Source organism: Acidobacteriota bacterium (genome assembly GCA_016715115.1).
Classification (GTDB): Bacteria; Acidobacteriota; Blastocatellia; order Pyrinomonadales; family Pyrinomonadaceae; genus JAFDVJ01.
Genome location: JADKBM010000014.1, coordinates 14,948 through 39,444 on the forward strand (window position 1 = coordinate 14,948; position 24,497 = coordinate 39,444).

The following is a 24,497-nucleotide window of genomic DNA, read 5'->3' on the forward strand; positions in this document are numbered from 1 at the left end:
CAATTCTATTTTACTCTGGAGTTGCGCTTCGACACAGATCCAATGCGGCACCAACCTGCCGATCATTTCCGATTGTGTCTCTTGGCCAATTTCTCGACATTGAATTCGGCGATCTCGGTGAGCGTCAGATCGAGTTCGTCGGCGCAGGCCGAGATGTACCAGAGGACGTCGCCGAGTTCATCCTTCAGTTTCAAACGGATCTCGTCGGTGATCTCGCCGCCGAAGTCGCGCTGGATCTTCTTGACGATATTCGCGACCTCGCCCGCTTCGCCCGCGAGGCCGAGCGTCGGATACTCAAGATTGCTTAGGCGGCGCGGATAAAGCGCCGTTTGTTTCGCTTCGTTCTGATAATCTTCAAATTTCATTTTTGTTTAGAACCAAAGAGAAGCCGGAATCGATTCCATCCGATCCGGCGAACTTGCATCGAAACCATCGCCGCGAGATCAGATCGAACTCCGCGAACGGTGTGTCGCCCGGAGCTAACTCCCGCGGCGCATCTTTGCGGCGTCGACCGTGTTCTTCATCAGCATCGCGACCGTCAAAAGTCCGACGCCGCCGGGCACCGGCGTGAAATTGCCGGCTTTTTCTTTCGCGTCTTTCGGGCAAACGTCGCCGACCAGCGTGAAGCCGCGCTTTTCGATCGTGCGCAGACGCTTTTCGAGTTCATCGTCGCCGAAAAGTTCGCGGGCGAGCGATTCGCTGGTGACGTTGTTGATGCCGACATCGATGACCGTAGCTCCCGGTTTGATATGTTCGGCGCGGACGAATCCGGCGCGGCCGATGGCGGCGACGAGGATGTCCGCCTGCGATGCGACGGCCGCAAGATCCTTCGTTTTCGAATGGCAGACAGTGACCGTCGCGCTTTCTTTGATCAGCAGCGCGGCCATCGGTTTGCCGACGATGTTCGAACGGCCGATGACGACCGCGTTCTCGCCGGCGATCTTGATCCCGGAACGTTTCAAAATTTCGATAACACCGGCCGGAGTGCACGGCACGAGGGATTTCTGGCCCTCCCAGAGCTTGCCGACGTTGATCGGATGAAATCCGTCGACGTCCTTGGCCGGATCGATCCGCTCCAGCACCTCGCGCTCGTCGATCTGCGGCGGCAGCGGAAGCTGGACGAGAATTCCGTCAACATCGTCACGCCCGTTCAACTCACCGACGATCTCAAGCAGTTCCGCCTGCGTCGTTTCCGCCGGCAGATGGCGATGCTCCGAAATTATCCCGAGTTCCTCGGCGGTCTTGACCTTGCTCCCGACGTAAACCGCCGACGCCGGATCCTCGCCGACGCGCACGACCGTCAGCGTCGGCTTGAACCCGAGCCGCGAGACCTCGGTTGCGACCTCTTGTTTGATGGCTTCGGCAAACTCCTTGCCGCTCAAAATATTGGCTGTCATAACATCTTGATTTTACGCGATTTCGAAACGCCTGTGAATCGGACGCGGGCCGAAAGTGGTGCAAACGCGGGCATTTGCGGAAATGCAGGCGGATTGAGCGTTTGAATCAACCGAACCGAAAAATTCTTGTGGCAAAAGACCCCGTCATCAGGCGTCTTTGTTTAACACTTTCAATGTTTTTCAGATGGGAGAACTATGTCAACGTCGACCGGATTTCCGAAGTTACTGGCCGTTTGCCTCATTTCATTTGCAGCCGTCGCAACGGTCTGTGCCCAGCCGTTTTTCGACTATGACCGGAAGGCGGATCTCGGCGTTTTCCGGCCGACGGAAGGCAATTGGTACGCGCGATCGTCCGAATCGGGTTCGACTGCGGCAAATAATTGGGGGCTTTGGAACGATCGCCTTGTTCCCGGCGATTACGACGGCGACGGACTGACTGACATCGCTGTTTGGCGTCCGAATTCCGGGATCTGGTATGTGCTTCGGAGCCGCGACGCGCAGATGCAAACCGTCAACTGGGGCACGCAAGTCTTCGTCCCGGTCGGCTGGATCTCGGACGAACCGGTTCCGGGCGATTATGACGGCGACGGCAACGACGATTTCGCCGTTTGGCGAGCGTCAACCGGGACCTGGTACGTTCTGCTCTCGAAGCAGGGCTTCAATCCCGAATACGCGATGACTTCAAAATGGGGAAAGCTCGGCGACATTCCCGTCCCGGCCGATTACGACGGCGATCATCTGACGGATGAAGCGATCTTTCGCTCGACGGAAAACCGTTGGTACATCCGTCAAAGTTCCGACAACGCTTGGCGAACGACCGTCCTCGGCCAGTCCGGATTCGACCGGCTCGTTCCGGGCGATTATACGGGCGACGGCCGCGCCGATTATGCGATTTTCAGACGCGGGCTCTGGATCATCGAAGACGTCGTAACGGGCGCACGGACCAGCTATCAATTCGGACTCGCGTCGGACGAACCGGTTCCGGCCGACTACAACGGCGACGGAAAGACCGATCCCGCGGTTTACCGAAACGGCGTGTGGTTCATCCTCGATGTCGCGACGGGCAATTTCGATGCGATCAACTACGGCCTTGCCGGTGACGTTCCGCTTCCCGCGCTCCGCGTTCGCCCGAGCATCGTCCCGATCCCGTAACGGTAATCGCCGGTCTCGGCCCAATGCTGTCCCAAACGTCGGATTGCAAAACCGGACGTGCCGGAAACTGCGGAATGCAAGCATCAAAAACCTCAGATTCGAAAGGACCCTTGGCGTTTGGGGAATTGTGGCCCGCCGCAACTCCGCGTTCTTTGCGGGCCTGGCGGGAGGCTTCACGTAAAGCTCGCGAAGAACGCGAAGTTGATTTCGGAGCCTGCGGGAGAATCGATTCAGTGTGCGAAGCACACGGACGTACGATAGCACCACGTGGAGCGAAGCGAAACGTGGTGTCAGCCACGAATCAGGCGAGCGCGTGAAACGTGGCGCTATCGCAAGTTCGCGTGCTCCGCACGCTTGAAGAAGCAGATTCAGTTCTCAAACAGTCTTTTCCGACAGGCTCCTCGATCAAGAAGCGTAATTACAGACAAATGCAAGATGTATTTCATTCGGACAGACCTCAAATTTCAGATTTCAGCTTGTCCGCACGAGCAATCGGTTTGGCAAAAGACTCTTTTGCGCTGCAATTGCTGATCTGGGTTTATGAGACCCGCGATCGACACCGTTCCTGAATCTTGATTCTTGATTCTTGAATCAAAAACGTTTTGGACAGCATTGTCTCCATAAACCAAATTCAAGGCCATCTTCTAGTAGATCGCGTCTTTGCCGTTTGCGACGAAAGCGATAGAGTATTGATGATGAAGGTTCGGATTCCGATTCTTGTTCTTTTGGCCCTATTGACCGTCTCCGGCACATTCGGGCAGACCAATCCACTGAGCGCGGCCGGCCGGTTTCGCGCCGGTTGGCGGAGCGTTACGGTTACCCGCCCGAACAACACGACTTTCACGGCCCGGCTTTTCTATCCCGCAACGACAAACGGACAGAACGCGACTTACGATCCGTCCGGCGGGCCATATCCGGCGATCACGTTCGGTCACGGATTTTTCCAGGCCGTTTCGAATTATCAATCGACTCTCGAACATCTCGCGACCCACGGCTATTTCGTCATCGCCTCCGATTCCGAAGGCGGATTGTTGCCGAGCCATCAGAATTTCGCCAACGATCTGAGACAGTCTCTGACATATCTTGAATCGGAAAACTCGAATTCGGCATCGACGCTCTTCAATCAGATCCAGACTTCGAGATTCGGCGCATCGGGACATTCGATGGGCGGCGGCGCGAGCATTCTCGCCGCTTCGCAGGACCCGCGGATCAAGGCGCTGGCGAATCTCGCCGCCGCAGAAACGAATCCGTCGGCGGTGAATGCGATGCCGTCGGTGACTGTTCCGGCATCGCTCATCTCGGCGAGTTCCGATACGATCGTGCCCGTCGCGTCGAACGGTCAGTTGATGTTCAACGCCGGACCGCCGCCAAAACTGCTGCCGGTAATCCAGGGCGGCTGGCATTGCGGATTCATCGACGCCAACGGATTCGGCTGTGATTCCGGGACGATCGCGCGCTCCGAACAGCTTGCCGAAACACGACGACTTCTGACCTCGTTTTTCAATCTCTATTTGAAAAGCGACGAAACGGTCTGGAAGCAAGTCTGGGGCAACGAACTCAACAATTCTTTGGTTCAGTCGCAGACGCGTTCGGGAATTGAACTTTCGCCGTCGTCGATCACCGTGGCCGCTCCCGTCGGCGTCTTAACGACGATCCCGATAACCGTCACGAATCGCGGGGCTTCGGCGGCGAGTTTCACTATCTTCATCGAACAACGCCGCTGGCTCGGCATTGCGAATCCGGCGCAAACGGCTCTGCTCTCACCGAATCAATCGACGGTCGTCAATCTGGCGGTCCGACGTCTCTGGAAAACGCCGCGGATGCTCAACTCTCTGATCGTTTCGGCGCGCAGCAATTCCGATAATCTGACCCGCAGCCTGGCTACGATAACACTCGAATGAAAGCGAAATTTCCAATTTCAGCCCTGCTCATCGCGCTGATCTGCATTTCGGTACCGGCTCAGGACCCGGCAATCCAGATTCGACAGGCCGTAGAAACCCGCGACAACCAAACCGCCATCGCGGAACTCGAATCGCTCCGCCGCACGGACCGCAAACTGTTCGAACTCAATAATTACGACTATCTTCTCGGGCGCCTGCAGGAACGCCGCGGCGATGCGTCGGCCGCCGCCGCGAGTTTCCAGAGAGTCGTCGCGCGCGGTTCGATCCTGAAGCCGTACGCGCTCTGGCATCTTTCGCGCATCGCGAGCGCGAGCGGAAATCTTATCCTCGAGCGCCTCTATCTTCAGGAACTTTTGACGATCGCGCCCGAGAGTCTATCGGCCGAAGCCGCCTCGATCAGACTCGCGCGCAGTCTGTTTGAAAGCGAGGACTACGACGGCGCCGCAAGACAGCTCGCCCGCGCCGGGGGCGCCGGAACGCCGAACCTCAAGACCGATCCGCGCGCGCGGGAGAATCTCGTTCTGCTCGGTGAAGCGCTTTTTCGGAGCGGCAAGGCAGGCGAAGCCCGCGAGGCATTTCTCAAACTCGTCGACAATCTTCCGAATCCGGCGCAGCCCGACGACTTCGCGCTTGCCGGCGCCATCGGGCTCGATCGGCTTGACGCCGGTGAGAATTTCGGCAGATCGGCCCCTGGACTTGCCGACCATCTGCATCTGCAGCGCGCCATCATTTACCAGTTCAACCGCGATTTCGCCGACGCGCGCCTTCACTATCGCGCGATCATCGAACGCTACCCGGAAAGCGGGAATGTCCCCGACGCGCTCTTCCAGATCGGCCGCGGTTACGCGCAAAGCGCAAACTATCGCGAAGCGCTAATCTGGTTCGAACGGTTGCTCGAGAAGTTCCCCGATCATCCGGTCGCGAAGGACGCGCTGAATCAGTCGGCCTCCGCCTACGCCCGGCTTGGGGATTCGAAAAAGGCCGTCGAACGCTATCGGGCGTTCATCGACAAGTTTCCGAACGACGAACGGATCGAGCGCGGTTATCTCAACATCGTCGACGTCCTGCGTGACGCGAACGACGAAAAAGGCGCGCTTGATTGGGCCGCGAAAACGCAAGAGGTCTTCCGCGGAAAACCGCCCGAAGCGATAGCGCTCTTCGCGCAACTGCGAATTCGCATCGCGGCAGGCGATTGGCCCAATGCCCTGATCGATGCCGAAAAACTGCTGACCTTCGGCGATCTTGGCGGCACGCGAGTTCCCGGCGGAACGAATGTTGCCGAGATCACCTTCCTGAAGGGACTGATCCTCGAGAATCTTCAGCGATTTTCCGAATCGATCGACATTTATCTGTCGATTCCGGACGGCCGAAGCGAATACTACGGCTGGCGGGCGACGGAGCGTATGCGCGCGCTCGCCGCCGATCCCGCGTCCAAACGGTTCACCGAGACGAAGACCGGTCAGCTTCGCGCGGCTTCGAATCAAACGATAACGGCGGAAAACGCCGACGCCGTCCGCAGATCCGCACAGTCGTTGTACCGGCTGACGAACGACCGGAACCTGCTTGAGACAATCCGGGCAACCTACGGATTGATCGATAGTTACCGGCAGATACCGACGTTCAAACTGCTGGAATTGGGACGACGCGATTTGCTGAAGTCGTCCAAGGACGGTACCGTCGCGGGCGAACTTCTGTTTCTGGGTCTTTACGACGAGGGCGCGCCCGAGTTGGAAAAGAGTCTCGCGGGCCAAAACCCGAATCCAAGTTCCGACGATGTCAAGTTCACGCTCGCGGTTCTCTACAAACGCGGCGACACGGCGAATCGATCGGTCGCCTTCATCGAGCCGCTTTGGCGCAAGGTTCCTTCCGACTTCCAGATCGAACTGATTCCGGTCGATCAGGCGGAACTGCTCTACCCGGCGCCGTATGCCGAATCGCTTCTCAGGTCCGCCACGCCGCGCGGCGTCGACCCGCGTTACGTTCTCTCGATAATGCGTCAGGAATCCCGTTATCGAGCCGACGTCAAATCCGTTGCCGCCGCGCGTGGGCTGATGCAGTTCATCTCGACGACGTCGAATCAGATCGCGGCCGAACTCGGCCGAAAGAGCTTTCGTCAGGACGAGCTTTACGACCCGCCGACGGCCATCCTGTTCGGCTCGCAGTATCTCGCGAATATCTACAAGCTCTTTCCCGGCGAGCACGCGGCGGTCGCGGCGAGCTACAACGGAGGCGAGGACAATATGAAACGCTGGATGGCCCGTTCGCGTACCGAACTTCCCGACCGATACGTTCCGGAGATCATTTTTTCGCAGTCAAAGGACTACGTTTACAAGGTTCTCGCGAATTACCGGGTCTATCAGTTCTTATACGACGAACGGCTTCGCCGGCGAGACGCCCCTAAACCCCAATAATGCGGATTGAGCAGGGGGGGAAAAGCGCGGAGCGCGCGCCGCGCCGGCCGGGAGGGGGGGGGGGGGAAAATCCCGGCCCCCCCAACCCCGCCGCCACCCCCCCCCCCCCCCCCCGGGCCCCCCGGGGGCCCGGGGGGGCCCCGAAAACCCCCCCAACCGCGCCCCGGGGGCCGCCGGGGGGCCCCCCCCCCCCCCCCCCCCCCCCCCCGGGGGGGGTTGCGGGGGGGGGGGATTCGGGGAGTGGGGGGGGGGGGGGGGGGGGGGGGGGGGGGGGGGGGGGGGGGGGGGGGGGAAAAAGGGGGGGGGGGGGGGCGGGAAAGGGGGGGGGGGCCCCGGCGGGGGGGCGGGGGGGGGGGGGGGGGGCCCGGGGGGGGGGGGGGGAAGGGGGGGGGGGGGGGGGGGGGGGGAGGAGGGGGGGGGGGGGGGGGGGGGGGGGGGGGGGGGGGGGGGGGGGGGGGGCGGCCCGCCGGGGCGGGGCGGGCCCCCCCGGGGAGGGGGGGGGGAAAAGAGGGAAAAAGAGGGGAGGGGGAAAAAAAAGGGGGGGGGGGGAATCCGGGGGGGTGTATGACAAAATAGGGTGTTAAGCGTCGTCAGCCCGGCAAAATAAACTGTTTACCGCCCACCTCTCGAAAAGTTATAATTTTAGTGTCGAAATCATCCGCTCCTCTCCCCAAGGATGCGGAATTCCTCGGTATAGACAGGGTCCCAATGTTTTTCGCAGGCCAGCAATTCGGCAGATACACATTGGTCAAGCAGATCGGTAAGGGCGCTTACGGTGAAGTTTGGCTGGCGATGCGCCACGCCAAATTCGTGACGACCAAGGTCGCCGTTAAACTCCCGAACACCGATCAGATCGATTTCGACGCGATCCGCCAGGAAGCGATCCTTTGGGAACAGGCGAGCGGTCATCCAAACGTCCTGCCGATCATCGAGGCCGACGAATTCGACGGCCAGGTCGTGATCGTCAGCGAGTATGCTTCCGACGGAACGCTCGACGACATTCTCGGACGAAACGGCAAACTTCCGCTTCGAAAAACCGTCGAACTTGCGCTCGGGATCGCCCACGGACTTGAGTTTCTGCATTCGCGCCGCATCGTCCATCGCGACGTCAAGCCCGCCAACGTGCTGCTTCAGGGCGACACGCCGCGACTTACGGACTTCGGAATGTCACGCGTCGTTTTGAGCAATTCCATCAGTATGCAGGTCAGCGGAACGCCTTACTATATGGCACCCGAAGCGTTCCGCCGAAAGCGCGACCGTCAGTCGGACATCTGGTCATTCGGCGTCGTACTCTACGAAATGCTGACCGGCGAGATGCCTTTTCCCGGAGACGAGGTCGATGAGATCTGTCAGGCCGTGCTCAACGACAAACCTCTCCCGTTGCCGAAAACCGTCCCGCGCGAACTTCGAAGCATCATCCTCAGGGCGCTTGAAAAATCGCCCGCAGATCGCTATCAGTCCGTTTCCGAGATGCGGGAGGATCTTCAGAATCTGGTTCCGAAGCTTTCCGAATACGAGACGCACGGCGAGCCGTTCGCGAATGAAACCGAAACGCCGGTCGCAGTTCCGGAACGAAAGGCGAAACACTCGTTCTTCAATCATTCGCAGTTGGTGCCGGAACATTCGGGCCGGGGTTGGATGACGCGTCTGTTGTCGATGAAATTGCTGATCTTGCTGATTCTGACGATCGGATTCGCCGCGACTGCCGGGGTTTATTTTATGAGCCGTCCGCATCCCGTTCCGTTCCGAAAAGGCGACAAGTTCGGCTTCAGCACCTGGGAAAAGCAGACTGTTGTCGAACCGCGCTACGATCTCGCCCGACCGTTCACATACAACCGCGCGCTCGTCGGAATCGGAACCTATAACGGAAGCGGCGAGTTTCAAGGCAAGTTCGGATTTGTTGACCCTCAAGGCCGCGAGGTAATCGCGCCCGAATACGACGACGCCGAGAGTTTTTCCGAGAAACTCGCGAAAGTTGGGCGATTTACGGCCTCCACTTCGGACCGGCGTTACGGCTATATCGATCAGTCCGGAAACATTGTCGTGCCGTTCACATTCGAGGCCGCACACGGATTTTCGGAATCGCTTGCCGCGGTTCGTTTTCAAGGGAAATGGGGCTTTATTGATACCAATTCCGGAACGGTTGTGCCGTTTGACTATGACGGGGCGCAGAGTTTTTCCGGCGGTTACGCCGTCGTCGAACGCGCCGGAAAGTTCGGATACGTCGACAAGAAGGGCGCGCTGGTGATTCAGCCGGCGTTCGATTTCGCGGGAAACTTCTCTGCCGGCAAGGCGCCCGTGAAGAAGGACGGGCGGGCGTTTTTCATCGACACTTCGGGCCGCGAGGTATTGAGCGCGGATTATTCGAGCGCAGCGCAGTTTTCCGAAGGTTTCGCAATGGTCACCTCGGGCGGAAAGTCGGGGTTCATCGATCAGAAGGGCGAAGTCGCGGTCCCGTTCATTTACGAATGCGAATCGTCACGCTTTTCAGAAGGATTGGCGGCGGTACCGCTCAACGGACGATTCGGCTACATCAACCGTTATGGAACGCTGGTGATTCCTTTTCGCTTCCGCGACGCGGCGCCGTTCAACGGCAATCTGGCCCGCGTCCGCTCGGCCGCGGACGGTCGCGAGTTCTATATTTCGTTTGACGGCACGGAGTTTTTCGCTCCGTAATCGCAGACGTTTGAATTAGCTTTTCGAATTAGGCAGAATGATTGGTATGCGCTACATCATTCTGCTTTTTTCCGTTTCGCTATTGTTTTCCGCGTGCCAAAAACCGGCGCCGCAAAAATCCGATCCGGCCAATCAAAAACGCTACAAGCTTACCGGAAAGGTTATCGCCGTCGACCGCGCGAAGAAGAAGGCGACGATCGAACACGACGAGATCAAGGACTATATGAAGGCGATGACGATGGATTTTCCGATCCACGCCGACTGGGTTTGGGACGATCTCAAGCCGGGCGCCGAGGTCCGCGCCGAATTGGTGGTCGACGAAACCGCGCCGGAACCATACTGGCTCGAGAACATCGGCATCATTTCGGCCCCGAACCCGGACGCGCCGGTTCCGGTCGATGACCGTTTCGCCTCGGTCGGGAAAGAGGTCATCGATTTCACGCTTACCAATCAGGACGGCAAAAAGGTCTCGTCGCGCGATTTCCGCGGCAAGGCGTGGGCGATCACGTTCATCTACGCGCAATGTCCCCTGCCCGACTACTGCATCCGGATGTCAACCAACTTTTCGGACGCGGCGCATCAGATCAAGGATTCGGAGTTCAAAGACAAGATCGCGTTGCTCAGCGTCTCGTTCGATCCCGAACGCGACACGCCGGAGAAGCTCCGGCAATATGGCCAGGGTTATCTCGGCAAGGATGCAAAACCGGACTTCAGCGTCTGGCAGCTCGCCGTTGGAACCGACAAGGAGATCCGTCCGGTCGCGGACTTTTTCGGCTTGCGTTACGAGGTCGACGCGAACGACAAAACGCAGTTCAACCACTCGCTTCGAACCGCATTGATCGGCCCCGACGGCAAGGTCGTCAAGGTCCTCTCGGGCAACGACTGGACCCCGGCGGACCTCCTGAGAGAACTCCGCGCGACGCTTGAAAAACAATGACCTCGTAGGACCAAATCGTTTTGCAAGGCTTAGAATTGTGACCGCCGATAGACTCGCATCATCGGCGGTTTTGCATCTCCGTCTTGAACGTCTTTGATTCAGCAATGGTGCCGATTCCACGAACCGACTGCTCGGTCGTAATTCGTAATTCAAGGAACCATTTACTTCTTCCAGCGTGCGGAGCACGCGAACTTGCGATAGCACCACGTGAAGCGGAGCGGAACGTGGTGACCCGTCGCGCCGACTTCCAAAGCGTGTGCAACACGCGTAACTCTCGTTGTTGCAACAGGTCCGCGTGTTCCACACGCTCATTTGAGTTAGTCGCGTACGACACCACGTTCCGCTCCGCTACACGTGGTGCTATCGTCCGTGCGTGTGCTCCGCACACTGAATCGATTTTTCCGACAGGCTCCAAGGCAAAGGCTGGTGTCGGCGAACTTTCCGAGTGGCGGACGCTCTGAAATCTGAAGTCTGAAATTTGAGATCTCAAGCCCAGCCACGCGCGACAATTCCTCAGAAACCAAGGATTCTTTTCGAAATCTCAGGAATTTGGCACTTGCAGTCGCGCAGTTTCAAATACATCTGGTTTTGCGGGCCACGTTTTGGACATCATCGGCGGTTTTGCATTAATCTTGTTAACTAATCCCCCGAAATTTTATTAGACTTTCTGTTACTTTCGATCGTCTAAAAATCGCATCAGATTTTCCGAAATCTTAATATTCCTTAGGAGAAAACTTATGAAGCGAAAAGTTCTTCCCGAATTTCGAATTTGGAGGACGCTTTTTGTCGTTTTCGCATTTTGTCTCGCATCCGTTGCGCCATTCTATTTCGGCGACCAAAGCGAGGCGCAAACGACATCAACCGGAACACTCCTTGTCGCGCCGCTGAGCGGTCCGACGGCCAACACCACAACGCCTGGACCGCGCGGCCTCGGCAGATACTTTGTTGACCCAGCCAACAACCGGGTCTTCGAAACCGAAGTGACCGCGGTCAATCTTCCGGTCGACACGATGCTCGGAGTTTTCGTCGACAACGCACTCGTCGGCCGAATTCGCGTTAGCGCGCTCCATAACGGACTGCTTCGACTCAGCACCGTCGCCGGCGACACCGTCCCGATGGTGACCGTCGGCTCAAGGCTCGCCGTTCGCAACGATTTGACGACGATCCTTGCCGGAACGTTCGCGCCGCCGCCGACCCCTTCGCCGACCTTGAGTCCGCAGCCGACGCCGAACGTGGCTTTCTTTGCCCAGCTTAACGGACCGATCACAACAACCGGTACGATGCCGCGCGGCTTGGCCCAGTATGCCGAATTCGGCACGGCCAAGCGCCTAACGGTCTTCGTCAATCAGATCAGGCTTCCGGGCGGAACCGTGCTTGACGTGCTGGTCAACGGCGCAAGCGTTGGGACGATCACGCTGAACAACGTCGGCGAGGGGGTTCTCCGGCTCGACACGAACAACGGCGGCAGCGTCCCGACGATCGTCGCCGGAGACACGGCAACGGTCAAAAACGGTAACGTCACGATACTTGGCGGCGTTTTCCGCGCCTCCGTGACGCCTTCGCCAACGCCGACGCGCACTCCGCCGCCACCGCGCCCGAACCGCGCCTTTGCGGGTCACCTGGGTGGCCGGCAGGTCGTGCCGCCGGTAACGACCGATGCCCGCGGCGTCATATTCGTCGTTCTCAATGAACCGGAAACCAAGATCAATGTCTTCTGCGGTTTCTACGGACTCTCGAGCGCTCAAACGAGCGCCAAGATCTACGGTCCGGCGATGGCCGGCGAGACGGGTCCGGAGTTGTTCGATATCGGAGCGATCGGCGGAACGATGGGCCGGTTCCCGATGAAGACGTTCGACGTAACCGCGGAACAGGTCACGCAACTGCGACACGGATTGCTCTACGTTCAAATCGGTTCGGTCGACAATCCGACCGGCGAGATCCGCGGGCAGATCCGCAGCCGGACGCGTCCGAGCAATTTCCTCGGCGCTGAAACGGAAGACATCGCGGTCTTTCGTCCGTCGAACGGCATTTGGTACGTCAAGGAAGGAACCGGTTATTCGGAGCAAATCCTCGGCGGTGCGGGCGACGTTCCGGTTTCGGGCGATTTCGACGGCGACGGCAAGACCGATTATGCAGTCTTCAGCAATGGAAACTGGACGATCCGTCGCAGTTCCGATGGCGGTCAGACAAGCCGTCAATTCGGTCTCGCGGGCGACGTTCCGACGCGCGGCGACTATGACGGCGACGGCGACAGCGATCTCGCGGTGTTCCGTCCGTCGAACGGCACCTGGTACGTCGAAAAGAGCAACGGAACGGGTTACACGATCATCCGCTTCGGACTTGCCGGCGACATTCCGGTCGCGTCCGATATGGATGGCGACGGCAGGACGGATATGACCGTCTTCCGTCCGTCGACTGGTACATGGTACTGGACGCGCAGCGGCAAGGGCGACACACAGGCATCCCAATTCGGAACCGCCGGCGATATTCCGATCGCGGGTGATATCGACGGCGACGGCGCGTCGGATCTTGCGGTCTATCGTCCATCGACCGGCGTTTGGTACGCCTGGCGCAGTTCTGACGGCACGTTCGACATTCGGCAGTTCGGTCTCAGTGAAGACGTTCCTGTCGCGGGCAACTACGATGGTGACGGCATTACCGACATCGCCGTGTTCCGTCCGTCGACCGGCACGTGGTACATCTGGCGCAGTTCTGACGGCACCTACGACACCAAATTCTTCGGCGTCGAAGGAGATGTCCCGACGACTAAAAACTAAACCTTTCGGATCGAACTTGAATTTTTGATCCGATAAGGGCATTTATAGAAAGCAGCGGGCGAAACGCAAATCGCCTGCTGCTTTTTGTTTAGAGACGTGAAAGAAACGAACAACGAATTCAATGCGAAGACTCTTGCGCGCGACGACGCCGAACTGGTTCGCGCGTGCCGCGGCGGCGACGAAGCGGCGTGGAACGAACTCGTCGAGCGCTACCAGCGGCTGATCATCACGATCCCGCGCCGCGCCGGCCTCAGCGAAGAACAAGCGTCTGACGTTTTTCAGGAGGTTTTTATGACGCTGTTCGAGAAACTCGACGAGATCGAACAGCCCGACCGCATCCGTTCGTGGATGGTGACGACCGCCAAGTTCAAAACCTGGGGAATCGTCCGCGGCGAAAAAGGCCACTATACGCCCGAAACCGAAGAGGAAATGGAACTCGAGATGGCGAATCTGAAGGACTCGTCACCGCTCGCCGACGAAATGCTGATCGAGTCCGAGCAGCAGCATCTGATCCGCACCGCGCTCAGGAAGCTCGAAGAGCGCTGTCAGAAGATCCTTTCGATGATTTATCTTCGCGACACGGCCGCGAGCTATGTCGAGGTCGCCAAAGAGATCGGGGTCGGCGAAACAAGCATCAGCCCGATGCGCGCGCGCTGTTTGCAAAAACTGGCGAAGATCTTGGGGTAGTGAATAGTGCAGAGTGCATAGTGCAGAGTGCATACTGACCTGTCGGACGACCCTGTACTCTCAACTCTGCACTTTGCACTCTGCACTCTGCACTCTGCACTTTTTTCCGTCTCTTGTCTTTTTCCCCCGATTGCGCGCACTGTCGCTAGTGAGAGGGCGTTTGAGCGATGAACATAACAAGCTTTATGAACAACGAAAATCTGATCGACAAGATCGTATATCTGATGCAGAACGATGATTCAGCCGATGCGCCGGCGGATTCGGTCAAATGGGCAAAGAACATCTTCCGGACCCGCGCCGTTGAGCCGCGCCGGTCCTTTGTACAGAAGATCGTCGCGGTCCTTCAAATGGATCTCGCACCGAACAAGGCGGCCTTCGGAGAACGTTCGGCGTCGGCCGCCGCTGCCCGGCAGATGCTCTTCGGCGCCGGAGACAATTCGATCGATCTGCGAATCGCCGAATCGGGCAAGACGTTCTCGATCGCCGGACAGATCCTCGGCCCCGGCTTCGAATCAGCCGTCGTGACGCTTGAGAGTCCGGAACTGGCGATCAACGCCGAAACGAACGAATTGAGCGAGTTCAAGTTCCCCAAAATCGGCAAAGGAATCTATCGCCTGACCGCAAAGGGCGTAGCGAAAGAGATCATCATCGACGGAATCGAGGTCGGTTAGTGTTTCTTCTTCGGGGGTAGAAGAAACATGAACGAGGGCGGAAAGACTCTTTACGGGTCTTTTCGCTTTTTTTCGCGACTTTTCTTGCCGCAAACATAAGTTACAATAGCGTTTATGCCCAACCGACGTACCGCCGAACTGCTCGTCTCCGCGACCTCGGTCCGCGAACGGCGACGCATCGTCGACAAACTCAATGCCGCATCGGCGCGCGACGTGACGGCCAATCTTCGCGCTATCTGCTACGAAACGTGGACTTCAGAACCTTTGAAGGCGCGCCGTGCCGCGGTCGCGATCGACTCGTTGGCCGATTCATTTCCCGATGACCTCATCCGCGCGAATGGCCGTTGGGTCGCGGGGATCGCGGCGATCACGCGCGGCCGGTTCGAGGTGGCGATCACGAATCTCGACGGCGCGGCGAAGATCTTCCGCCGCCTTGGCAACCGAGCCGAAGCCGCCAACACGCAGGTCGCGAAGCTGATCGCGCTGGCGCTTGTCGGCCGTTATGAAGACGCCGTCAAGGTCGGCCGTTCGGCGCTCAAGACCTTTATCGAACTGGGCGACGATCTCGCGGCCGGAAAGATCGAGATGAACCTCAGCAATATTGTCTCCCGGCGCGAGAAACACCGCGACGCCGAAAAGTTCTGCCTCTCGGCCCTCGCGCGATTCCGCAAGTGCGGAGCCGTTACTTGGGAAACAATGGCGCTGAACGATCTCGCGAACACTTATTCCGAAATGAATGACTTTCGGCACGCCGAAGACTTCTATGAACAGGCCTTGTCGAAAGCGCGTTCGGAAAAAATGCTCGTCACCGAAGCCGAGATCGAGGCGAGTATGGGAAATCTCGCGATCTTTCGTGGTCGGTTCGACGAAGCCTTGCGATTGCTTGAACTTTCACGGCAGAAATACGACGAACTGAAAATGCCGCATCAGTCGGCGATTGCGGAACTTGAGATCGCCGGCGTATATGCCGAACTCAATCTCGACGCCGAAGCCGAGGCGATCTTCGAGAAGAACGCGAAGCGGCTGAAGAAACTCCAACTCGGATCGGAAGAGGCGCGCGCCGCCGCCGGGCTTGGTCGCGTCGCATTCCGACGCGGAAATCTGAGGAAAGCTTCAACGGCGCTCGGACGTGCGGCCGAGTTGTACGCGAACGCGAAAGATCCGGCCGGCGCGGCGGCCGTTCTGATCAGTTCCGCCGAACTTGAACTGACGCGCGATAACCCACCAAAGGCGTTTGAGATCGCGATGATGGCTGTCCGCAAACTCAAGCGGAGCGAAAACAGGCGGCAACAATTGATCGCGGACTGGATTCGCGCGGAAGCGATTCGCGGACTTGGCAGACAGGCAAAGGCGCAGACCGCGCTCTCCGGCGTATTGGCGAAAGCGATCGCCGGAGAACACACGAATCTTGCGCAGGCTTGTATGAATTCGCTCGGCAGTCTGGCGATGGCACGGGGCGATCTTGATTCGGCCGAAAAGTCGTTCACGCGCGCGGCCGAGATAGTCGAATCGTTGCGCGCGCCCCTTCCGGCCGAAGAGTTCCGGATGTCATTTCTTGCCGACAAACTGTCGGCCTATGAGAGTCTGGCGCAGATCCATCTCCGGCGCGGCGAACTCGGAAAGGCTCTGGGGGCGATCGAACGCGCAAAGGCGCGGACACTCTCGGAAAATATCGTTTCCGAATCGACGGGATCCGAATCGTCGGAGTTATCGCGCAAGCGTGACGAGGTCCGCGAGGAACTGAATTGGTTTTACAGCCGGCTCAATCGCAGCGATGCGAAGGACGTAACGCGGCTTGAAGCCGAAGTTCGGCGCCGCGAACGGCAGATCGCCGACATCGAGCGCCAGATCGGCGCGACTCTAGGCGCGGCGCGGGCCGACGAACTCGGCCGCTTCGAGCTTTCGGGTCTTCAGAAGGCGCTCGGCAGGCAAACCGCGCTGATCGAATTCATCCGATTCGGCGAGTCATATTCGGCCTTTACGGTGACCGGCGAGACAATCGAATTCTTTCCCGACCTCGCGAACGAGGCGGAGATCCTCGCGCTGCTTGAAGGTCTGCAGTTTCAATTCGGCGCACTCCGCTACGGCGGAGCCGGGATCGGACCGTTCGTCGCGAATCTGAAGCAACGCGCCGACAGCTATCTCGAACGACTGCACGCGAAACTCATCGCACCGCTTGCCGACTCGATCGGTCGCCGCGAGATCATCGTCGTCCCGGCGGGCGTCCTGAATTACGTTCCGTTCAACGGTCTCCGCGGCGATCGCTATCTGATCGAGGAACACGACGTCTGGACCGCGCCGAGCGCCTCCGTCGGCCTCCGGCTCCTGAAAACGCGCGGCGATTCGCCGAAGAATGCATTGCTCATCGGATTCGCCGACGAGAAGATCCCGCTCGTCAACGATGAAATCGAAGAACTTAGACGCGCGATTCCGAACGCGGAGGTTTTGCTCGGCCCGGATGCGACGTTCGCGAATTACCGAGACCGTTCGGGCGAGTTCGACGCGCTTCACATCGCCTGTCACGGACAGTTTCGGCCGGACAATCCGATGTTCTCGAGTCTCCATCTCGCCGACGGTTTCGTCACCGTCCGTGACATTTGCGCCCAGCGCCTGCGGGCCCGCGTCGTCACTCTCAGCGCCTGCGAAACAGGCTTGAGCAAGGTCTTTGCGGGCGACGAGATCCTCGGGCTTGCTCGCGGTTTCCTGACGGCCGGCGCGGAGTCGCTGGTTCTCAGTCTTTGGACCGTGAACGATGCGGCGACGGCGCGCTTGATGACGGCGTTTTACAAAAGCCTGCAACGCGGTAACGGAGTCGCGGCATCACTAAGAGAAGCCCAACTCGACTTCGTCCGGGAAGGCGTTCATCCATATTTCTGGTCGCCGTTTATCGCGATCGGAAAATAATTTCCTTGCGGCCCGTCTTTTTTCTTTTTCGGGCGACACTGTAAGCTTGGATAACAGTCCGGTTTATGAGGCTAGAAATGAGCAAAAAAGGGTTTTGGTTAAGAGCGCTGCTTGGCGGCGTCGTTATGCCGCTTTTGGTTTTCACATTCAACTCCTTTGCTCAAACAAGTTGCGAGGACCGGACACCGTCCGAATGCGTTGCCGGCGAGGTTATCGTCAAGCTCGTCAATCCGGGCGATCTGCCAACCATCGCGGCCCAATTCGGACTCAATCCGACGCCGCTCGGCCAGGTCGGTCTGCCGCCGACGTTCCGCCTCGCGATCACGGACGGAGTGAAGGTCAGCCCGAAAGTCGCGTCGTTGCTCGCCGACCCGCGCGTCAGCTCGGTTGAACCGAACCGTGAACTCGTTTCGGTTGAAAATCCCGGACTCAATTGGACGATCGGACGCTCGTGGGCGATCGGACGCTCGTGGGCCATCGGCAGCGCCAAAGGATTCGGGCGGCAGTGGTTCCCGGACAAGATCCGCCTCGACGAAGCGCTGAACTCGCCGAACGGTTCAAACGGCGACGGCGTGATCATCGCGGTGCTCGACACGGGAATCGATCTCAGCCATCCGGTTTTCGCCGGAAAGCTAGTCCCGGGCTACGACTTTGTTGACAATGACAACGACCCGAGCGAGGTCGGCGTGCAGCGGCAGGGCGCTTACGGCCACGGAACGGCGGTCGCGAGCCTCATCGCACTGACCGCGCCCGGCGCGAAGATAATGCCGATCCGTGTTTTGGATTCGGACGGCTCGGGCGAACTCTGGCGTGTCAAGGACGCGATCATCTGGGCCGCGAACAACGGCGCGAAGATCGTCAACGTGAGTTTCGGATATCCTCCCGAAAGCGGACCGCATCGCAACAATCTTCTGAAGAGACTGATCGACTCCTGCGACGACGGAATGGATGACGACGATATGACGACATTCCCGGAGATCGGCGCGAACCGGCTCGCGGTCATCGCCGGCGCCGGCAACGGCGGCAACGATCAACCGATCCTTCCGGCCGCGGAAACGAAGTTTTCGGGCGGAATCCATGGCCTCCTGGGAGTCGGATCCACCGATCGATTCGACATTTTGTCAACATTCTCGACATTCAACCGGGATTGGATCAGGATGCTCGTTCCCGGCGAGGACATCGTCTGCGCGATTCCGGGCGGACGATTCGCGACGTGGAGCGGAACCTCGATGTCGGCGCCGATCGCCTCGGGCGTGACCGCGCTCGTGATGGCCAAACATCCGACGCGCACGCCGGACGAGATTGTCGGCCACGTCAAGGAATTCGGCTTGCGAATCGATGCCCAGAACGTCAATCGAATCGACGCGTATCTCGCCGTCACGTCGCCGTTCGTCGTCGTGCCGGTTTCGAAAGAACCAAAGTAGCTGACCCCATTATAGTCTTCGCTTATTTAAGAGCCCGGCTGAAGAGTCGGGCTCTTTCCTGTTTTCCGCATTGGGACGGCCAATGCGCCTGTCGGAAAGAGCCGTTTGACAACTGAATCTGCTTCTTCAAGCGTGCGGAGCACGCGAACTTGCGACAGCGCCACGTGAAGCGGAGCGGAACATGGTGGCCCGTCGCACCGAGTTCCCAAGCGTGTGTAACACGCGCAACTCTTGTGGCTGCAACAGATCCGCGTGTTCTACACGCTTGCTTGAATTTATCGAAGCTGACACCTGGGTTCCGCTCCGCTTCACGTGGTGCTGTCGTACGTGCGTTTGCTCCGCACACTGGCATCGATTTTTCCGACAGGCCGCAATAATCCCGGATCGCGCCATAGAAAACTTCTTTCCCGTGAAACACGCCAAAAATCCTGAAAATGAACTTTTTTCAATCCTGCTTTTCGCGTTTTCCGCGTGTTTGCGGGAAAAGCCGGATATTGTAGTCGCCGGTGACGGCTCTTTTCCGTGCTCAGTCGTTTCCGATCGGCAATTTGGGAGAGTCAGGAATTCAGAAACTTTTTTTCGCCCCAATGTCTTTTTTGTCGATCGTTCCGCACTGTCCCTTTGTTGAACCCCCGTTTAGGAAATAAACAGGAAGGTAATAAAAGATGAAAAAAGCAAACAAAAATGGGCAAATCTGGAAAGTTAGTTTGGTCTTGATCGCGATCTTCGCGTGGGTGTCGGCGCCGTTCGTGATGAACGAAAGGGTTTCCGCGAATGCCGCAGGCGTTCCGGTTCTGACGCTGACGGCGACATTGACGGCGCCGGGCGGCGGGATCAACCCGCACGGGCTGGCGACGTACACCGTTTATGACGACGGTCAGCGCGAACTCGAAGTCGAATCGCAGGACGTCAACGCCGTCGGCGCGGTCCTGACCTCTTTCCTAAACGGGAACGCGATCGGTCAGGCAACGGTCGGCAGCGACCTTCGCGCGCGGCTGAAACTTCGCACACAGGACGGACAGACCGTTCCGACCGTTTCCAACGGGATGACGGTTGATGTAAAGAACGGCGCGACGACGATCCTTTCGGGCGTTTTCGGCGGCGGCACCGGCGGCACGCCGACCCCGACGGCAACTCCGACCGGTTCTCCGACAGCGACTCCGACGGGTTCACCGACGGCAAGTCCGACAGCGACTCCGACCGCTTCACCGACTGCAAGTCCGACTCCGACCGGTTCGCCGAGTCCTTCGCCGTCGCCTTCTCCGGGCGAAAGCGAGATCTATGCGATCCTGAACGGTGCGACGATCAACGGCATTCTGCCGCGCGGTTACGCGGCGTACGAAATTCACAGCAGCCGCACCGAGATCGAAGCGCGTGTTTATCAAGTCAATCTACCCGCGGGAACGTCGCTGGCGGTTTCGATCAACGACGCGGCGATCGGCAGTCTGGTCCTTGAGACCGGCGGCGAAGGCCGACTTCGACTCCGTTCGGATCGCGGCGATACGGTTCCGGTGGTAACTCCGGGCGCGACGATCACGATGAAGAACGGCGGCACGACGGTTCTTTCGGGAACGTTTACAGCAGCCGGCGGTCCGACGCCGAGCCCGAGCCCGAACAGCACTCCGCAGGGCCGTTACTTCGAAGGTCACCTGAACGGCGCGCAATTGACGCCGGCCGTCACGACCAATGCGATCGGCGAAATGAAGGTTCTTCTCAACGCCGCCGAAACACAGGCGACCGTGACGGGTGAATTCAACCGCTTCACGAGCACGCAGACGTCGGCTCGTGTTCAGGTAACCGTCGGCGACGTGACGACGACGATCGTCGATCTCGGCGTGGTTCCGAGTCCCGAAGGCGAGGGACACTTCAATGCGACGACCGTCAACGTTACCGCTCAGCAAGTCCAGCTTCTCCGTATGGGTTCGTGGTTCGCGGTCATCGGCAGCGCCAATAACCCTTCGGGCGAGATCGGCGGCAGAATCCTGAACGATTCGCACAACTCGGATTTCGACGGCGACGGCAGCAACGATCTCTCGGTCTTCCGCCCGTCAACCGGAACCTGGTACTCGCAGAACGGCGCCGGCTTTACGGCGGCAACGTTCGGCAACGCGGCGGATGTTCCGATGTCGGCCGACTATGACGGCGACGGCAAAACCGACCGTGCGGTATTCCGCAACGTCAACGGCCTCGGTGTCTGGGAGGTCAACCGCAGCGCGGACGGCGGCGTGACGGCAACGCAGTTCGGCTTCGCGACCGACAGGCCGGTTCGCGGTGACTTCGACGGCGACGGTTTGAACGATCTCGCGGTCTTCCGTCCGGAAACAGGAACGTGGTACGTCCGCAACAGCAACAACACGGGCTACACGATCCGTCAGTTCGGCATCGCCGAAGACGTCCCGATGTCGCACGATATGGACGGCGACGGCAAGGGAGACATCACGGTGTTCCGTCCTTCGACCGGCGACTGGTACTCGGTCCGCAGTTCGGACGGCGGCATCACGATCCTCCACTTCGGAGCGCCTGGCGACAAGCCGGTCCGGGGCGATTTCGACGGCGACGGACGCGACGACATCGCGGTTTACAGACCGTCAACAGGCGTGTGGTTCATCTGGAACTCGGGCAACGGAAGCTACGACATCCGCCAGTTCGGTATCAGTGAAGACATCCCGGTGGCCGGCAACTACGACGGCGACAACAAGACGGACATCGCGGTGTTCCGCCCGTCGACCGGTCAGTGGTACATCTGGAGAAGCGTCGACAACACGTACGACTTCCGCCAGTTCGGACTTTCGGGTGACATCCCGACGGCCCGCTAAGAATCGAACGGCGGTTCGCCTTGGATTCAAGTGCAGAGTGCAAAGTGTAGAGTGCATAGTTCATACTTGCACTCTGCACTTTGCACTCTGCATTTTGCACTCTGCATTTTGTTTATTCAGTGCCGGCCAAAATTCTTCGGATCTGTGAGATGTGGCGCGCTTCGTGTGCGCCGAGAAGAGCGAGCCATTCGTGTGCGCTCATATCGCCGAAGGCCGGATGCGGGAACGTGAACTCCGTGCATTCGACAGTTTCGAAAGCGCTCCGCAGATCGTTCAGGCGAATGCGGTTTTCGTCGAGTGTGGCGACCGATTCGGCGATCGACTTTGTGCCGGTCGGATGCACGCGTTCCGGCGCTTCGACCTTCGCGTTGCCCCAGGCGGATGTCTTCTCGAGAAACGCCCCCGAGATCTTTGCGTCGCCGTCGGCTTTCGCACCCTTTTCGGCCCCGCCAGCGAGAAGCCTGGCACATATCTTCGTCATACCGTCTTCGACGATCGCGAGATGTTCGACGATCTCGCGGATCGTCCACCCCTCGTCGTTTTCCCGCGTGCCCGCCTGAGCTTCGGTCAGATCGCCGATCACGGCCTTGAGTTTCAAGCGAATCTGATCGTTCGCATCGTAGATTTCAGAGATTTTTGTATATTGCATAAGATTTGTTCGAGATTCCAAATTCCAGGTATTCCAGATTCCAGGCATTCCAGATTCCAGGCATTCCGGATTCCAGGTATTCCGGATTCCAAGCATTCCAGATTCCAGGTATTCCAGATTCCAGGCATTCCGGATTCCAGGTATTCCAGATTCCAGGCATTCCGGATTCCAGGCATTCCGGATTCCAGGCATTCCGGATTCCAGGCATTCCAGATTCCAGGCATTCCAGATTCCAGGCATTCCAGATTCCAGGCATTCCAGATTCCAAGCATTCCAGATTCCAGGTATTCCGGATTCCAGGTATTCCGGATTCCAAGCATTCCGGATTCCAAGCATTCCGGATTCCAGGCATTCCGGATTCCAGGCATTCCGGATTCCAGGTATTCCAGATTCCAGGTATTACAGATTCCAGGTATTACAGATTCCAGGTATTCCAGATTCCAGGTATTCCAGATTCCAGGTATTACAGATTCCAGGTATTACAGATTCCAGGCATTCCGGATTCCAGGCATTCCAGATTCCAGGTATTCCGGATTCCAGGTATTACAGATTCCAGGCATTCCGGATTCCAGGCATTCCGGATTCCAGGTATTCCGGATTCCAGGTATTACAGATTCCAGGCATTCCGGATTCCAGGCATTCCGGATTCCAGGCATTCCAGATTCCAGGCATTCCCCAATCCCAACGGTTGCCCGCCCGCTCACGCAGGCGGTACTGACTCGGGGCAAATCGCAAATCCCAAATCCCAAATCCCAATTCCGAAATCCGAAATCCCAATTCCCAAATCGCAAATCGAAAATCCGAAATCGAAAATCACCTGCTTCCCTGCGCGCTCAAAACCAGCCTGTGCCAACGGAGACTCGAGAATCGATCTTCAGATGAGTTCAGGTACTCGCGCACGAAGCCGGTCTGAAAATACAGATTGCTGTCGGCCGACCAATCGAGTCCGATGATCGGCTGAAACGAAACCAGATCCTTTTCGTTCGGCAGCGTCGTCACATCCTGCGCCGCATTCGGATCGACCACCGGCGCGACGTTCGAATTCTGCTCGGCCTGGTTGTCCTTGGCGCGGTCGTATGCCTGCGACGAGATCAACAGCGGGTTGCGGAGCGGGATCGCGGCCTGTGTCGGCGCGTTGCCGATGGCGTCATAAACGCGGATCTGCGCCGGCTTGTCGAAAGCGACCGCGACCTTCCCGGAATCGGGCGACCAGACCGGATGAACCTTGGTCGGGCTGTCATCGAGCGTTCGCTCACGGCCGTTCTTTTCGATGATTCGCGGGCGTCCGACCGGCACGAACTTCTCGCCGGCTTGATTCGCGACGGCCATCAGGTAGCGCCATTCGTCGAGTCGCGTCGCGAGCGCGGCCAGCATCGAACTGTCCGGCGACCAGACAAAGTAATAGTAGATCAGATTCTCAGTCTGCGTGATCGGCTTGACGTCCGTCCCCTCCGCCGTGCAAATGTAGATCTGCTCGGTTCGGAACGTCAGCACGTTCGGCGGCGGGGCCGGGGCCGGAGTGGCTTCGGCAGTCGGTTCGACGGGCAAGGCAGTATTTGAATTCGAATCCAGCGCCGGAACCGTACTGTTCGAATTCGATGACATCGGCATCGTCGAAAGGCTGGAACCGCCGGAGCGCGTTATCGCGACGAAGGCGACGCTCGTCGAATCGGGCGACCAGACGATGCTGTCGAGAAAGTCAACCGCCATCGAGTCCGGCGAAACGCGTCGAAGAAACTTCCCGTCCGCTCCGTACATATCCAGACGAAACGTGTCCGGCAGATCGCCGGCACGACTATACGCCACCAAAGTTCGCTTGTTGTCCGGCGAAATGATCGTCTTCGCGAGCAGGTCGGCCGAACGGTTGCCGTCAAAATCCGCCCGAACGGCCGGATTAAGTTCCTCCGTAACCGCGTTTTGACTTGCCGTCGCGGGCTGCGGAACATCGCCCTCATATCGAAAGCCGAGTTTCACCGACGGAACCTCACGCAGGGTCGCCGGAGCGATCGCCGGTGATTTGAAAACATTCGACTGACAGGCCACCGAAAACGCCGCCGCGATTACAGCCAGAAATACTAACTTCGTCCGCATATTT

The 24,497-nt window shown here is 58.7% G+C and carries 16 protein-coding genes; 12 read left to right on the top strand and 4 right to left on the bottom strand.

All coding sequences use genetic code 11. The features are described from left to right. Positions 1 to 62: 62 nt before the first annotated feature. Positions 63 to 365 (bottom strand): nucleoside triphosphate pyrophosphohydrolase family protein, encoded by a 303-nt coding sequence (locus tag IPN69_17570; GenBank protein ID MBK8812522.1) that lies wholly within the window; start codon positions 363 to 365, stop codon positions 63 to 65. Positions 366 to 479: 114 nt separating this feature from the next. Next, a complete protein-coding gene (locus IPN69_17575; protein ID MBK8812523.1) occupies positions 480 to 1,397 on the bottom strand; it encodes a bifunctional methylenetetrahydrofolate dehydrogenase/methenyltetrahydrofolate cyclohydrolase in 918 nt (305 codons plus the stop codon). A 195-nt stretch (positions 1,398 to 1,592) separates the two neighbouring features. Here IPN69_17575 and IPN69_17580 point away from each other — a divergent pair, with 195 nt between their 5' ends. The 11 genes from IPN69_17580 (at position 1,593) to IPN69_17630 (ending at position 21,753) form a co-directional block, all read left to right on the top strand. Then, complete coding sequence (locus IPN69_17580; GenBank protein MBK8812524.1) at positions 1,593 to 2,549, top strand: VCBS repeat-containing protein; 957 nt, start codon at positions 1,593 to 1,595, stop codon at positions 2,547 to 2,549. A gap of 692 nt (positions 2,550 to 3,241) precedes the next feature. Further along, the gene (locus IPN69_17585; GenBank protein ID MBK8812525.1) at positions 3,242 to 4,450 is read left to right on the top strand and encodes an alpha/beta hydrolase; all 1,209 of its coding nucleotides are present in this window, start codon (positions 3,242 to 3,244) and stop codon (positions 4,448 to 4,450) included. Next, entirely contained in the window at positions 4,447 to 6,861 is a 2,415-nt protein-coding gene (locus tag IPN69_17590; protein ID MBK8812526.1) for a transglycosylase SLT domain-containing protein, read from the top strand. Before IPN69_17585 ends, IPN69_17590 begins: the two co-directional genes overlap by 4 nt. Before the next feature lie 708 nt (positions 6,862 to 7,569). Then, positions 7,570 to 9,537: a WG repeat-containing protein gene (locus tag IPN69_17595; protein MBK8812527.1), complete on the top strand. Its 1,968-nt coding sequence runs from the start codon at positions 7,570 to 7,572 to the stop codon at positions 9,535 to 9,537. A gap of 46 nt (positions 9,538 to 9,583) precedes the next feature. Continuing rightward, positions 9,584 to 10,474 (top strand): SCO family protein, encoded by an 891-nt coding sequence (locus IPN69_17600; protein MBK8812528.1) that lies wholly within the window; start codon positions 9,584 to 9,586, stop codon positions 10,472 to 10,474. A 737-nt stretch (positions 10,475 to 11,211) separates the two neighbouring features. Next, a complete protein-coding gene (locus IPN69_17605) occupies positions 11,212 to 13,251 on the top strand; it encodes a VCBS repeat-containing protein (protein ID MBK8812529.1) in 2,040 nt (679 codons plus the stop codon). A gap of 96 nt (positions 13,252 to 13,347) precedes the next feature. Next, a complete protein-coding gene (locus IPN69_17610; GenBank protein MBK8812530.1) occupies positions 13,348 to 13,938 on the top strand; it encodes a sigma-70 family RNA polymerase sigma factor in 591 nt (196 codons plus the stop codon). A gap of 167 nt (positions 13,939 to 14,105) precedes the next feature. Next, positions 14,106 to 14,609, top strand: coding sequence for a hypothetical protein (locus IPN69_17615; GenBank protein ID MBK8812531.1), 504 nt, complete (start codon positions 14,106 to 14,108; stop codon positions 14,607 to 14,609). A gap of 114 nt (positions 14,610 to 14,723) precedes the next feature. Continuing rightward, positions 14,724 to 17,513 carry a CHAT domain-containing protein gene (locus tag IPN69_17620; GenBank protein MBK8812532.1) on the top strand — a complete coding sequence of 930 codons (2,790 nt, stop codon included), beginning with the start codon at positions 14,724 to 14,726 and terminating at the stop codon, positions 17,511 to 17,513. A gap of 77 nt (positions 17,514 to 17,590) precedes the next feature. After that, entirely contained in the window at positions 17,591 to 18,937 is a 1,347-nt protein-coding gene (locus IPN69_17625; protein MBK8812533.1) for a S8 family serine peptidase, read from the top strand. Between the two features lie 665 nt (positions 18,938 to 19,602). Beyond that, on the top strand, positions 19,603 to 21,753 hold the full coding sequence (locus IPN69_17630) for a VCBS repeat-containing protein (GenBank protein ID MBK8812534.1): 2,151 nt from the start codon (positions 19,603 to 19,605) through the stop codon (positions 21,751 to 21,753). A gap of 112 nt (positions 21,754 to 21,865) precedes the next feature. On the opposite strand, the gene IPN69_17635 is transcribed toward IPN69_17630, so the two are convergent. Then, positions 21,866 to 22,402 carry a DinB family protein gene (locus IPN69_17635; GenBank protein ID MBK8812535.1) on the bottom strand — a complete coding sequence of 179 codons (537 nt, stop codon included), beginning with the start codon at positions 22,400 to 22,402 and terminating at the stop codon, positions 21,866 to 21,868. Here IPN69_17635 and IPN69_17640 point away from each other — a divergent pair. Then, complete coding sequence (locus tag IPN69_17640; GenBank protein MBK8812536.1) at positions 22,397 to 23,284, top strand: hypothetical protein; 888 nt, start codon at positions 22,397 to 22,399, stop codon at positions 23,282 to 23,284. The genes IPN69_17635 and IPN69_17640 overlap by 6 nt on opposite strands. On the opposite strand, the gene IPN69_17645 is transcribed toward IPN69_17640, so the two are convergent. After that, positions 23,216 to 24,493: a hypothetical protein gene (locus tag IPN69_17645; GenBank protein MBK8812537.1), complete on the bottom strand. Its 1,278-nt coding sequence runs from the start codon at positions 24,491 to 24,493 to the stop codon at positions 23,216 to 23,218. The two genes, IPN69_17640 and IPN69_17645, sit on opposite strands and share 69 nt — an antisense overlap. Positions 24,494 to 24,497 lie beyond the last annotated feature (4 nt).

What these genes read in the sequence shown, in the direction of transcription:
- IPN69_17630 (MBK8812534.1), top strand. Translation starts at nt 19,603, where the DNA reads ATGAAAAAAGCAAACAAAAATGGGCAAATCTGGAAAGTTAGTTTGGTC.
- IPN69_17620 (MBK8812532.1), top strand. Translation starts at nt 14,724, where the DNA reads ATGCCCAACCGACGTACCGCCGAACTGCTCGTCTCCGCGACCTCGGTC.
- IPN69_17585 (MBK8812525.1), top strand. Translation starts at nt 3,242, where the DNA reads ATGATGAAGGTTCGGATTCCGATTCTTGTTCTTTTGGCCCTATTGACC.
- IPN69_17580 (MBK8812524.1), top strand. Translation starts at nt 1,593, where the DNA reads ATGTCAACGTCGACCGGATTTCCGAAGTTACTGGCCGTTTGCCTCATT.
- IPN69_17625 (MBK8812533.1), top strand. Translation starts at nt 17,591, where the DNA reads ATGAGCAAAAAAGGGTTTTGGTTAAGAGCGCTGCTTGGCGGCGTCGTT.
- IPN69_17600 (MBK8812528.1), top strand. Translation starts at nt 9,584, where the DNA reads ATGCGCTACATCATTCTGCTTTTTTCCGTTTCGCTATTGTTTTCCGCG.
- IPN69_17590 (MBK8812526.1), top strand. Translation starts at nt 4,447, where the DNA reads ATGAAAGCGAAATTTCCAATTTCAGCCCTGCTCATCGCGCTGATCTGC.
- IPN69_17605 (MBK8812529.1), top strand. Translation starts at nt 11,212, where the DNA reads ATGAAGCGAAAAGTTCTTCCCGAATTTCGAATTTGGAGGACGCTTTTT.
- IPN69_17570 (MBK8812522.1), bottom strand. Translation starts at nt 365, where the DNA reads ATGAAATTTGAAGATTATCAGAACGAAGCGAAACAAACGGCGCTTTAT.
- IPN69_17575 (MBK8812523.1), bottom strand. Translation starts at nt 1,397, where the DNA reads ATGACAGCCAATATTTTGAGCGGCAAGGAGTTTGCCGAAGCCATCAAA.
- IPN69_17635 (MBK8812535.1), bottom strand. Translation starts at nt 22,402, where the DNA reads ATGCAATATACAAAAATCTCTGAAATCTACGATGCGAACGATCAGATT.
- IPN69_17645 (MBK8812537.1), bottom strand. Translation starts at nt 24,493, where the DNA reads ATGCGGACGAAGTTAGTATTTCTGGCTGTAATCGCGGCGGCGTTTTCG.
- IPN69_17615 (MBK8812531.1), top strand. Translation starts at nt 14,106, where the DNA reads ATGAACATAACAAGCTTTATGAACAACGAAAATCTGATCGACAAGATC.
- IPN69_17595 (MBK8812527.1), top strand. Translation starts at nt 7,570, where the DNA reads ATGTTTTTCGCAGGCCAGCAATTCGGCAGATACACATTGGTCAAGCAG.